The organism is Bacillus sp. JKS001846 (genome assembly GCF_900176455.1).
Taxonomy (GTDB): Bacteria; Bacillota; Bacilli; order Bacillales; family Bacillaceae_G; genus Bacillus_A; species Bacillus_A cereus.
The window spans coordinates 3,047,298-3,059,856 of record NZ_FWYG01000001.1; the positions used below are offsets into that span (position 1 = coordinate 3,047,298).

Here is a 12,559-nt window from a genome sequence, read left to right on the forward strand (position 1 = left end):
CCCGCTATTTATGGGTAGTAAAATCCCTACCGATTAAAGTTTTACTTTATTTAAAAGAGATTCAATAACTGCAATTGCTTCTTTTGAACCACCACATTCTAAAAAGCTATCATTAAGTTTTCTTATACCATGTTTATACTTTTCATTTGAAAGAACATCTGTTACGGCCTCTTTTAAAGTGTGCACATTAACATGTTCTTTCAATAGTCTATGTGCCGCTTCAAGCTCAGTTAATCTTTGCGCTATCATTGGCTGGTCTTTATCATGCGGTATTATTACAAATGGGACATTATAATGAATGGCATCGTGTACGCTATTCATACCGCCATGTGTAATAAAAACATCTGCTTCATTTAATATTTCTGATTGAGGTACGTATGGAGCAATTATAAAATTATCTGGTGCTTTCTTAATTTTAGAAATATCATTTCTATCACCAATTGCCATTACAACTATCCCATCAAAATCTGAAAAAGTATCAATACAAGTATTAAAGAATGGTTCGAGTCCTTCAAGCAGTGTTCCCATTGAAATATAAATAACTTTCTTTTCTTTAAGTGATTCCAGTGGAAACTTTATATTTGTTTTACGCTTTGAAATACTCGGTCCAATAAAAATGTTATTTTCTCCGAACGATTCGTTATTAGGTTGGAAATAGCGACTTGTGTATACGAGACAAACATCACCCTTATTATTCATAAATTGAAGATTATTCTTTGGTTTTACTCCAAATTTATGTTCCATCTGATTTAGTAATTTTTCAGAGATTTCCTCTGGTTGGAATGGCATATCTGCATTTGGATGAAAAGGTAATGTCTTCAAAAATTCTGGCGGAATTAAAAATATAGGTGAGGACACTACACCTGGAACTTGTAAATACTCCTTTACTAACTCTCCTGCGCCAAATATATCATAAATTACGAAATCAAAATTTATACTTTCACATAATTGTTTCGTAATTTCTAATATATATAAAGAAGTTTGAACATGCACATGAAAGAAAGCATTTAACCCAGATGAGGTTTCAGCATCAATAGAAATCTCTTTTAATAGATCCGGATGAATATGTACAGTAGCTCCTAAATCTTCAATTCTATCCTTAAAGTTTGCCGTTGTAATATAATGTACGTTATCCCCTCGTTTAGTAAAAGCTTTTACTAAATTTAATGTAGGGTTTACATGTCCCTCTGCTGGAAAATTAACCACTAAAATATTTAGCACTTATTCCTCACTCCTTACATTTCATTGTTTTAATTAAGCATACTGTTATTTGTACAAGTAATCTTCCCCTAATAGTCCTAATATGCTTGCTACATTATATTGATAAATAATTTTCAGTCATCAACATAAAAAAAGCATCTACCTATGTAGATGCCTAACCGTGATAAGGAGTGTTCTGTGAGGTTAGAACAAGCTTTTCTGCTTGTCCTATGCTATTAATATATGATTGATTTTATAAAACGTGAATAGTTAATAGAATTATTTTATCCATTTTATATGATCAAATGGATAAAATACCATTTCTACTTTACCTATTATATTTGACTCATCAATAAGTCCAAGTGTATTCCTACTATCTTTACTATGATTACGATTATCACCTAACACAAATAATTTATGCGTAGGAACTTTTATTTCTCTAAAATTTGAAAAACGATTGGATACTTGTGACATATCTAAATGTATATACGACTCATCACGCTTTTTACCGTTAATAAATACCTTATCCTTTTTTAGTTGTATTTTATCCCCCGATAATCCAATAATTCGTTTCACATAGTAAGTAGGCTCGTCTTCTTTTTTTATAATGACAACATCTCCATGATGAAAAGACGATAAACAGACATTTACCTTATTAACAAGTATATAATCTTTTTCATTCAAAGTAGGTTGCATCGAAATTCCTTCTACCATACAAAATAAAAAGGACTTATTAATAAAAATAACCCCTATTATAATTAATATGTAGCTACATATGTTCCTCCAATATTTTAGAATAAACAGCTTCATATATACCTCATTTCTAATCTATCCCCAGATAAAAACGCCTCTAGTTTACAGGAATGCTAGAGACGTTTCGTACATTTTAATTCTCTTTAGAGGCATCTGTTTTTGGCGCTTCACCAGTTAACCGCTTATTTTTCAAATCAAAATAAGCATCTAAAACTTCTTTTCCAATATCGGAGTTAATGCCCGATTTATCATTTTCAACCCACGGTACTACAACAGAAAATGCTACTTCTGGATCATCATATGGCGCATATCCAGCTAATGTTAAGTTATAACATTCTCTACGATCGCCTTTCGCATTTCGCCCAATTGCATTTTCTCCACCATATACAGTTTGTGCGGTCCCTGTTTTACCAGCTGGTTTATATGGTGCTTTTTGGAACGCTCTTACTCCTGTTCCATCTCCTTCTTGAAATACTTTTCTAAATCCTTCTTTTACTTGATTAATATATTCTTGTTTCATATCGATTCTATTTAAAACAACGGGTTCTATTGATTGTACTACTTTACCAACCTCATCTTTTTGAACGGTTTGTTCTCTAATCTCTTGAACAATTTGTGGTTTCATTCGATATCCTCCATTTGCGATAGTCGAAATATATTGTGCAAGCTGAAGTGGTGTATACGTATCATATTGCCCAATAGAATAATCTAATAAGAAACCAGGCTGATTATCTTTTTTTCCAATTTGCCCTGCAGTTTCATTTGGTAAATCAATACCAGTTTGTACACCTAGTCCAAATTGCCTGAAATAATACCTCATTTTATCAAAATATTCTTGTTTAATATCTAGTGAACTATTTTTTACATAATCCACGCCAGCAATTTTTAATGCTATATTAAACATATAAACGTTTGAAGAAACTTGTAACGCTCTTAGATCGTCTATATCACCAAAATTTTTCCAAGACTTCTTTTCCTTAGTTCCTTTAAACTTCATAGGTGCATCATAAAAATGTGTTCCAGGAGTTATTGCATTTGTTTCAAACCCTGTTAACACTGTCGCACCTTTAACCGTTGATCCAAGCTCATATGAACTTGTCAGCGTGCCTAAAGCATAATCTTCTACTTCCATTTTCCCGTCTTTTTCTACAAGCCTTTTCCCAGCCATTGATAATACTTGGCCATTTTTAGGATTCATCATCACTACGAAAGCACGGTCTAACATTGATTCTGATCCTTTATATTGTTTTAATATTTTTTCTATGCTCTCCTCTACTTTTTTTTGCAATTCCATATCTATTGTTAAAGTTAAATTTTTACCGCTTTTTCCTTCCGAAACCGTTTCCGTTCTAATAGTATTTCCTTGTTTATCAGCAATGCTTCTTACTTCTTTTTTTGTACCATGAAGTACATCTTCGTATTGCTGTTCGATATAACTTTTGCCGACCCTATCATTTCGGCTATAATCACGCACTAAATAATAATCTAATCGTTCACGTGGCAATCCTTCATCAGCATTTGAAACGTTACCAAGGACAGAACGGAATAATCCATCATTTACATAGATTCTCTCCCAATCAACTGATGCGTCTACTCCTGGAAGGTTCGCTAAATTTTCACTAATCACCGCATATTCCTGTTCACTAACGTCCTTTTTAATAATTTGAGGTGCCATTTGAAAACCTGAGGTCATTTTACTTTTAATAGCTAACACTTCTATATCTTTAGCCGTTAGTTCTTGAAGATTTTTATCTGTAACGCGTTTCCTTTTTAAATCTTCTATTTTTTTGTCTAGCTCTTTTCCGGTAATATCCTTATCTCGGAACTTATCTATTTCTTTTTTTGATACTAAGTCTTGAGCCAGTTCTGGATTCAATTGCATCCAAAAGTCTTTCTTATCAGTCTCAGTTAACTTATCTATATCTTCTTGTGGCATTTCAATAATATCTACAAGTTGTCTTGCTGATTTTAATATTTCTTCTTGTTTTACACCTTTCACCTTTGTATATGTAATCGTACGTAAAGACTTATTATCAACTACTGGATTTCCTTCACGATCAAATATTTTCCCACGTGGTACAGAAAGGCCCACGGTTGCATTTTCTCTCTTCTCTAATTCATTTTTATATGTTTCTCCATCAAAAATTTGCACTTTCCCTAACTGAATAATAATGCCAGAGAATAATAAAAATACACAAAGGAATAAAATATTTAACCGGAGAGGTACTACTCTACCACTTTTCTTCTCTTGCTTTTTCACCTTGTCATAATCTCCTCCTTACAATATTTCAAATAATAATCACATTTCTATATTAAAAGTAATGTACAATTTCTATACATTGCTTTGTACAAATATTAATATAATGTTTAAAACTTAATAGAAATTAAAACAAAGGTAAAGAAAAGGTAAAGTTTACTAAATTAAATATAAAAAATACCCAATAACAAAAAGCTTAGTTTTCACTAATCGCTTTGTTATTGGGTATTAATTGATTTAAGAATTACTACTAGTGCGTATTGCTATACATTTGTCGTCACAATTAGAAAGAGATTGTTTACTTAGTACTTTCGGTAAGTAAATAGTTACTGTTGTCCCGACACCAACCTCGCTCATGATACTAATTGTCCCTTGATGACTTTCAATAATTTTATAACTTAACATTAATCCAATACCAGTCCCTTTTTCTTTCGTACTATAAAAAGGTTCACCTAATCTCTTAATTCTTTCTTCAGGTATTCCTATTCCTTCATCTATTACATGAATGATGACACCATCATCATTTATTTCTTTTATGTGAATTGAAATTTCCCCACCATTTGGCATAGCTTCGATTGAATTTTGCAAAATATTAATAAATACTTGTTTCAATTGATTTTCTGAGCATTCAATAATTATATCTTTGTCATCCGTAAATAGTTCAACTTGAATATTTGTCATAATTGCTTTTGTATTCATTAACGATACGACATTTTTAAAAATTTGATAAATATTTTTCTTTTCTGTATTTATCTCATCTGTTTTAGCAATTGCCAGAAATTCTTGCAGGATCGCTTCTATCCTTTCAATTTCAGAGAGCATAAGATCAAAATATTTTTCTTGATCTTCTTTATTAATTTGAAATAACTGTATAAAACCTTTAATTACAGTTAAAGGATTTCTTACTTCATGAGCCACGCCAGCTGCTAATTGACCAATTGCTGCAAGCGTATCTGATTTATTTAGCAATTCTTCTGTCTTTTTTCGCTCTGTAATGTCGCGTACAATAATCATAATTTTATCATGTAATAATGGTAAGCACCTAGCCTCAAAGAAATCAATACTTCCATTAAGTGTGAGTGGATATTCTACAATTACATTCGTTCCTTTTTCCTTCACTTGATTAATGGCTTCCTGAAACTGCTGTGCTACTGAAGATGGTAATACTTCGTAAAACTTTTTTCCCATAAAAGCTTCTGCGGGTACGTAAAACTTTGTAGGAGATCCTGCCTTGTAATCTATAATTGTGCCATCATCTTCTGTTAAGAAACATAAATCTGGTAAAGCTTTAAAAATTAATTCCAGTTCAGATGTTTGTTGTTTTAACTGCTCTTCTATCGCTTTTAAATGTGTAATATCTACACCAACAGCCCAATAACTATATCCTGTTACAGGAAACTGTTCTGATATATTCGACCACATTATTGTTTTGATTTCACCATTTTTACATGTTAAGTGCATTTCCCAATCTCTGAAATTTTTTCCACAAGTTAAAAATTTCTTTTGTATTTGATGGCGATAATTATAATCAGGATACAATAATTGCAGTGCATTTGGATTTCCAATTATTTCTTCAGCGGTATAACCTGTTACAATTTCACATTCTCGATTCCACAAAACAAAATCTCCATTATAATCAAGCGCATCGACCATAACAGGCATGTTTTGTAAAATCGTATGTAGTTCCTCCTCTTTCCGAGAAAGCAACGTTGTACTTTTACTTTGAAATACTTTTATTGCGCCATCTAAAATTAAACTTGAGAGCATTTCAAAGTATTTTTGACAACTGAAAATTTCACTTTTTTTGGACCATACAACAAAAGATCCTAAATGTTGATTGTATAAGAAAATGGGGATTTCAATCTTTGGAAGTTTACTCTTTTTTATCTCATTCATTCCGAATGAAAAAACACATTCTTTTTCAGCATCAAGAAGTTGATGTGATATATTAGTTAATTTATAAAATTGTTCTGCCATGGTTTCTATTGTACTCACATCAATAAGTTCCATTAGCCGCGAATTCATTCCTTTTTCACCTCAATATGTAAAATTAATACAAATCTAAAATTCATACTTCTCCATTATACGAAGAAAGCTAGTGTAGGTATATAGCTGTAGAATAATTATTCGAACAAATTTTATTTTTCAATTAAAATAAGAAAAGAATATATATACTGAATATACCTTTAATTAGTATATATTTCGTTGATTCCTCACTTATTGTCTAGTAACTTGAATTCCTCCTTACATTCACTGAATTTTCACTTGAGAGTCATACACGTTACTAATAGCGGTATAAACATGCAATAAGTATAAAGTTCATAAAATATTCACAATTTTTATGAAAAATATAAACATTTATTCCAATATATTCTATATAATAAAATGTAATAAGGCTTCTATGAATCTCATAGAATACCTTACCCCTAATAAAAAAGAAAAAAGAATCCATTTGGATTCTTTTTTCTTTTTTAATTACATTACATATTTATATAAAGCATGTGCCACACCATGTTCTTCATTTGATAACGTTTCGTATTTACACATTGCTTTTATTTCTTCTACTGCATTCCCCATTGCAATTGATATGTTCGCTTTTTCCATCATAGAAACATCGTTTAGCCCATCACCTATCGCTACAGTGTTTTCAACCGGAATATTAAGATGTTCTGCTAAAGTATATAATCCATTCCCTTTTTGAGCATCTCGATGATTAATCTCTAAATTGTGCCAATATGAAGATGTAATTGCTAAATCTGTATTATGAAGAAATGTTTCTTTGAGTTTTTTTAATTTCTCAATTTCATAAGAAAATGGTAATAGTTTATGCACATGTATATCTGTTTCTACAATTGGTTTACAACTTTCCGCACTATGAAACGCTGTATGCTCAAGATATAATGCTGCGATTGTTTCTAACTCTTTCAAGTCGAAATTTTCTTTTGAATTCTTCACATGCTCAATTTCATTACGTACACTCTCTACTCCATAATCCGGTACATACACACCTTTATCAGTATAGAGCTGATAATATAAACCATTCTCTTCAAGATATTCTACAATTTCAAGTGCCTGCATATTTTGAATTGGATATCTCTTCATCATTTTTTTATCTTTATATATAAGAGCACCATTTTCCGCAATGATTGGACACTCTAAATCAACTTCTAACAATAATCGCTCAATGTCAACAATTGAACGTCCTGTACAAATTGCTACAACATGGCCAGCTTCTTGACATGTTCGAATTGCTTCTGCATTTTCTTTACTTATCATTTTATTCCCCGAAAGAAGAGTTCCATCTAAATCAATTGCGATTAATTTCATTATTTCTTCACCACTTTCTATAAATACACGAGTTCTAATTAATTATTAGGTATCGTTTTCATACAATCCTCGTGAGGTACTTCTTATTTATAATTTATGAAAAGCGTTTCAGGTCAAGAAATAATTAAAAATAAAATCCAAAGCTTTTCTTTTTAAAAAAGCTTTGGATTTTAAACTATGAATTATAACTAATGTATTTTGTCTCACACATGTACACATTTTTTTCTTCAGTTGGGATATATACTTTAAACTTTTCTAACCGTTTTCCATAGACATGAATCGTAATAACGCTTTCATTTTTGCTAATTTCAAGAATATGACAATCCGCTGGTGGAATTACTTTATCTGTTTCTCCTTCTCCCAAATAAAGATTTCCTGTATGTGTTAAATAAACAAGTGAATTTCCAAGTTGTTTCGTTTGTATAAAGTTCTGCACCATAATCCTTCCTGAAAAAACGCCTTCTACTCCCCATGTGCCGTCATGATCATGTAAAGGTGTAGATTGTCCATCTTTCCATACGAGAGCTAGTACTTCAAAACGTTTGAGCGGATCTTCATACAATAAATGTCGTGCATATTGAGTCAAATTGGCCTTCTGTTTATCTAACGGAAGCCATGTTTTCTTTTCTAAAAGTTCTTCTAGTAACTTTTCAATGCCACACACTATTTCTTCTTCAAATAAACCGTTTTCCATAAGATCTGTAACACCTTTAATAAACTTTTGAAATGATTTACTTCCATTACAAGTCAACATAAGAATCCTCCTCTACGTTTTATACAATTCCATATTAAGGTGATTACCGAAAACTCACAATTGAGAAACAAAAAACAAGATGCAAATGTATGCACCTTGTTAAGATTTTTATTTAGCTTTCAATCGAATAGGTAAGTATTTTAATGTTTGTTCATTTTCTAATATACATTTTTCTAAACAGAAAGATGGAGATAGCTCTATTTTTTCAAAAGCATTTATAAAGGTAGTTAATGCAATCTCAGCCTCTAAACGTGCAAGTGGTGCTCCTAAGCAAAAGTGAGGACCTTTCCCAAAGGTTAAATGCTTTTCATTTCCTGTTCGATGTACATTAAATTGAGAGGCTTGTGAAAATTTTTTCTCGTCTAAATTCGCTGCACTAACCCACGCAACAATCATCTGATCCTTTTTCATTAAAGAACCAAATATATTTGTATCCTCTGTAATCCTCCGGGCTAATGTAACAGGAAAGCGATAGCGTAATACTTCCTCAATCGCTTTTGAAATTAAGTTAGGTTCTTTTCTTAACTCTTCATAAATTCCAGGTGAATCTACTAAAAAGCAATAAAAGCTATTAATAATTAAATTTGTAGTGGTTTCATTCCCAGCTGCTAGTAAACCTAATGAAAAGGTTACAATTTCTTCATCGGTTAATCTTTCGCCTTCATATTCAGCTCGAATTAAATCAGAAATGATATCATCGGTTAAATGATATCTCTTTTCCTGAACAATCGGTAGAAGGTATGCTTTGAATTCATTTAATGCTATCCCTTTCTCAGCATCCAGATCATTAAACTTTTCTTTACTATACGGCATAAATAAAATATCAGACCATTCTTTAATTTTTTTACGATCTGTTGTTGGGACTCCTAATAAATCAGAAATAACGGTAACAGGTAAAGGTGCAGCAAACTGTTCAACGATATTAACTTCACTACATTTTTCGATATGTTGTACAAGTTCATCTGCGATAGCCTGTATTCGAGGTTTCCACTGTTCTAAACTTCTTGGAGTAAATGCCTTAGAAACAATGGAACGTACATTGCGATGTTCTGGTGGATCTGTAGAGTTTATATTTATTCTAGTTTCTAAAGGAGGGATTGAGAATTGTCTGCGCTCCCTTCTACTTGAAAATAAGCGATAATCTGATAAAACACGATTTACATCATCATATAAAAAAACATTCCATACATCCTGCTCTTCATCATAATGAACTGGGTGATTATCCCTCATCAAACGATACCATTCATATGGATTCCATAATTCTTCTTTTGTTTTCAGCTTTGAAATTTCATGAACTAAAATAACATTTTCAGGTGAAGCCATAGTTCTTTCCTCCCTTTTCTTTTACAATAAAAGTGATAGGTCGGCAGTTCAAAGTTGTATAAACTATCATATGTTATTTTAACATATACTAAAGGGGATTTTTCATTAGAGAACTTGAGAAATATATAAGGGGGATTTTTATGTACGTTGATATTTTACTACTAGCAGAATTAACGACCGGACCAAAACATGGATATGAAATCAAAAAAAATGTTCAAAATCGTTTAGGTGAGAATTTTGAATTAAATCACAACATGCTTTACCCTGCCCTTCGGCGCTTTGAAAATATGGGTGCTATAACGAAAAAAATACATAAACAAGTTGGAAAACCAAACCGAAATATGTACGATATAACAGAAACAGGAGAAGAAATTTTTTCTGAAATGTTACGAGAGTTTCCCGAAAAACTTGCGACAAATAATGCAGAATTTCTTGTTCGTATCGCGTTATTTGAAAAACTTGAATATGAAGCTAGAAAAGAGATTTTGACTGTACGTCAAAACGTACTACATAGTCAACTTACCGCTATTCAGTCTCTAGAGGTTACCTCAGCCTTTATTACTGAAGTCATTGAATTTAGTAAATCACGAATTGAACATGAATTGAGTTGGATTACATCACTTATGAAGAAAATATGAAAAAATAACAAAAAAAGCTAAAATTAATGAATGAAAATGATATTTATTATCAATACTATCATTAATAAAAGGGCAACCACGATTTGGCTACCCTTAAAGAATTTACACTTCTGGATCAAATGTTTTGCAATCTGTTTCTTCCGTTGTAGATGCATGTTTACCTTTATGACTTACTACGTAAATTGCCTCTGCACTACATTTATTACCGTTCGCCCAAAATTTACAGTTGTTTACTTCACATAAAACGTCTTGTGCCATAGTATCACACCTCCTTGTTCTATTATCATTAACAAAATTCGGAGGTATGATACTATTTGTCATCCATTTTTCATTCCCTTTTTAGCTTTCTTAATGGTTCAATATCTCCGCGTACAATAGCATCAATATTTCCAGTTATTTTTTCAATATCAAAATGCCACCATTGAATTTGCAATAATTCTTGAATTATTTCATTTGAAAATCTCTCTTTTATTTTATTTGCAGGGTTTCCACCAACAATTGTATATGGTGCGACGTCTCTAGTCACAACAGATTTAGCTGCAATGATTGCACCATCCCCTATTTTTATTCCGGGCATAATTGTTGTATCCATACCAATCCAAACGTCATTTCCTATAACTGTATCACCTTTATAAGGTAAATCAGACAAACTAGGTGTATACTTCTCCCACCCATTTCCAAATATATTAAATGGATATGCCGAAAATCCATCCATCCGATGATTGGCTCCGTTCATAATAAAGTTAACTCCAGATGCAATACAACAAAACTTTCCAATAGTAAGGCGATCTCCAAGAAATTCATAATGATGTAATACTCGATCTTCAAATGTTTCTCCATCTTTCGCATCATAATAAGAATAGTCACCAACAAGTATATTAGGTTTTGTTATTATATTTTTTATAAATTGAACGTTTTGATTGCCTTCAATAGGGTATTTAACATTTGGATTAGGATTCATTTTGTATAGCACTTCCTTTACCACTTATTTCACTTTCTACCGCTATTACTGGCTTTAAATTGTATATAGGTAAAATAAACAATAATCCAATTATAAAAAGTAAAGCCGTCCCTTCATACATCATACTTAATGAAAACATCTCTTTTAATGAGCCAGCTATACTCATCGTTACTACCATTGAACCGGTAAAAAGCGGACTTAAAATACCATTTACACGACCTATAAAATCGGTATCGCTATTTTGAATAATAAGCGTATTAATACCAATTTGGATACAAGGAAGAGCTAAACCACTAAAAAGCTGCGCTGTAAGTGTCACCCATAAATTTGTAGAATATCCTATAATGCCAATACCAATTGCTTGACCAAGCATACCGATAATTAACATCTTTTGCGGAGCAACGTTTTTCGCAAATACCATTGCTAATGCTCCGCCAACAATCATTCCCGCACCATTTACTGTTAGTAGCCACTGTAAACTCTCTTTTGATAATCCTAACTGCTCAGTCACAATAAATATACCTAATGGCTGAATTAATCCTATACCTAGTCCTGCAGCCATAAAACAAAGCCCTAGCAAAGTTAATGCTTTTTTCTTTTTGACATACTTAATACCATCCTTCATCTCCTGCAACAGAGTGATATCCTTCTTTTCTACGTCGTTTTCAAGATCTTTCGGAAGGAATAACAATACAACTGCCGCAAGTAAAAACGAAATACCTGTTATGATGATTGAAATATAAATTCCAAAACTATGAAAGATAAATGTCCCTAGTATTGGTCCTAATACCATAAATATTGCAAATATCGTTTGATATATAGACATTGCTAATTGAATTTGTTCCGTTGATAAATGTTGTTTAAACAACTTCATTCCAGATGGTTGTGAAAACTGTGAAAGGATTGCAGAGATGAGTGTCACAAAAAACACAATTTTCCACGTTCCAAACATAAGCGTAATTAATACAGCGAATACTGAAATGGAACTTAACGTTTCACACCATATCATTGTCTTCCTTGGCTTCCACCTATCAGCAAAAGTACCGCCAATAAATGAAAAAATAAAAATTGGAGCGAATTCAGCAACTGAAATCATCGAAATAGCAAAAGCATCACCTTTTGTCATTTCCATTACATATAGTAATACCGCAAAGTTTCGAACCCATATTCCTATTTGTAAAAATAATGCTGATGCTAAAATCCCTTGAACAAACCGATTTTTTAATACTTGTGATACCCCATTGTTTTGTTTCGTTACTACATTTGTCGACATAAAAAAGCCTCCTATTTCATGTTCTGAACAGGAGGCAGCACAAATCATATAAAAAGACTATATATTCGCAGAG

The 12,559-nt window shown here is 32.0% G+C and carries 11 protein-coding genes; 1 reads left to right on the plus strand and 10 read right to left on the minus strand.

Going from position 1 to position 12,559, the window contains the following annotated elements:
- Positions 1–33: 33 nt before the first annotated feature.
- The 7 genes from B9A45_RS16450 to B9A45_RS16480 form a co-directional block, all read right to left on the minus strand.
- On the minus strand, positions 34–1,221 hold the full coding sequence (locus tag B9A45_RS16450; protein ID WP_000932165.1) for a macrolide family glycosyltransferase: 1,188 nt from the start codon (positions 1,219–1,221) through the stop codon (positions 34–36).
- Between the two features lie 258 nt (positions 1,222–1,479).
- A complete protein-coding gene (lepB, locus tag B9A45_RS16455) occupies positions 1,480–2,010 on the minus strand; it encodes a signal peptidase I (protein WP_084064262.1) in 531 nt (176 codons plus the stop codon).
- A 76-nt stretch (positions 2,011–2,086) separates the two neighbouring features.
- Complete coding sequence (locus B9A45_RS16460; RefSeq protein WP_084064263.1) at positions 2,087–4,213, minus strand: peptidoglycan D,D-transpeptidase FtsI family protein; 2,127 nt, start codon at positions 4,211–4,213, stop codon at positions 2,087–2,089.
- A 234-nt stretch (positions 4,214–4,447) separates the two neighbouring features.
- Positions 4,448–6,235, minus strand: a complete 1,788-nt coding sequence (locus B9A45_RS16465) for a PAS domain-containing sensor histidine kinase (RefSeq protein ID WP_016110062.1) — start codon at positions 6,233–6,235, stop codon at positions 4,448–4,450.
- 450 nt (positions 6,236–6,685) lie between these two features.
- Positions 6,686–7,537: a Cof-type HAD-IIB family hydrolase gene (locus tag B9A45_RS16470; protein ID WP_000766385.1), complete on the minus strand. Its 852-nt coding sequence runs from the start codon at positions 7,535–7,537 to the stop codon at positions 6,686–6,688.
- Positions 7,538–7,712: 175 nt separating this feature from the next.
- Positions 7,713–8,291 (minus strand): cysteine dioxygenase family protein, encoded by a 579-nt coding sequence (locus B9A45_RS16475; protein WP_000954437.1) that lies wholly within the window; start codon positions 8,289–8,291, stop codon positions 7,713–7,715.
- 108 nt (positions 8,292–8,399) lie between these two features.
- Positions 8,400–9,614, minus strand: coding sequence for a cytochrome P450 (locus B9A45_RS16480; protein ID WP_000168014.1), 1,215 nt, complete (start codon positions 9,612–9,614; stop codon positions 8,400–8,402).
- Between the two features lie 140 nt (positions 9,615–9,754).
- Between B9A45_RS16480 and B9A45_RS16485 the strand changes: the two genes are divergently transcribed.
- Positions 9,755–10,252 (plus strand): PadR family transcriptional regulator, encoded by a 498-nt coding sequence (locus B9A45_RS16485; RefSeq protein WP_000289122.1) that lies wholly within the window; start codon positions 9,755–9,757, stop codon positions 10,250–10,252.
- A 102-nt stretch (positions 10,253–10,354) separates the two neighbouring features.
- On the opposite strand, the gene B9A45_RS16490 is transcribed toward B9A45_RS16485, so the two are convergent.
- The 3 genes from B9A45_RS16490 to B9A45_RS16500 all read right to left on the minus strand — a co-directional run bounded on the left by B9A45_RS16490 (position 10,355) and on the right by B9A45_RS16500 (position 12,486).
- Positions 10,355–10,510 carry a DUF1540 domain-containing protein gene (locus B9A45_RS16490; RefSeq protein ID WP_000046095.1) on the minus strand — a complete coding sequence of 52 codons (156 nt, stop codon included), beginning with the start codon at positions 10,508–10,510 and terminating at the stop codon, positions 10,355–10,357.
- A 70-nt stretch (positions 10,511–10,580) separates the two neighbouring features.
- Positions 10,581–11,213 (minus strand): Vat family streptogramin A O-acetyltransferase, encoded by a 633-nt coding sequence (locus B9A45_RS16495; RefSeq protein ID WP_001069249.1) that lies wholly within the window; start codon positions 11,211–11,213, stop codon positions 10,581–10,583.
- The gene (locus B9A45_RS16500; RefSeq protein WP_016110061.1) at positions 11,203–12,486 is read right to left on the minus strand and encodes an MFS transporter; all 1,284 of its coding nucleotides are present in this window, start codon (positions 12,484–12,486) and stop codon (positions 11,203–11,205) included. The genes B9A45_RS16495 and B9A45_RS16500 overlap by 11 nt, the downstream gene beginning before the upstream one ends.
- Positions 12,487–12,559: the final 73 nt, after the last annotated feature.

Excerpts from the sequence above, each read along its gene's own strand:
- lepB (WP_084064262.1), bottom strand. The coding sequence starts at position 2,010 with ATGAAGCTGTTTATTCTAAAATATTGGAGGAACATATGTAGCTACATA.
- B9A45_RS16465 (WP_016110062.1), bottom strand. The coding sequence starts at position 6,235 with ATGAATTCGCGGCTAATGGAACTTATTGATGTGAGTACAATAGAAACC.
- B9A45_RS16470 (WP_000766385.1), bottom strand. The coding sequence starts at position 7,537 with ATGAAATTAATCGCAATTGATTTAGATGGAACTCTTCTTTCGGGGAAT.
- B9A45_RS16475 (WP_000954437.1), bottom strand. The coding sequence starts at position 8,291 with ATGTTGACTTGTAATGGAAGTAAATCATTTCAAAAGTTTATTAAAGGT.
- B9A45_RS16480 (WP_000168014.1), bottom strand. The coding sequence starts at position 9,614 with ATGGCTTCACCTGAAAATGTTATTTTAGTTCATGAAATTTCAAAGCTG.
- B9A45_RS16485 (WP_000289122.1), top strand. The coding sequence starts at position 9,755 with ATGTACGTTGATATTTTACTACTAGCAGAATTAACGACCGGACCAAAA.
- B9A45_RS16490 (WP_000046095.1), bottom strand. The coding sequence starts at position 10,510 with ATGGCACAAGACGTTTTATGTGAAGTAAACAACTGTAAATTTTGGGCG.
- B9A45_RS16495 (WP_001069249.1), bottom strand. The coding sequence starts at position 11,213 with ATGAATCCTAATCCAAATGTTAAATACCCTATTGAAGGCAATCAAAAC.
- B9A45_RS16500 (WP_016110061.1), bottom strand. The coding sequence starts at position 12,486 with ATGTCGACAAATGTAGTAACGAAACAAAACAATGGGGTATCACAAGTA.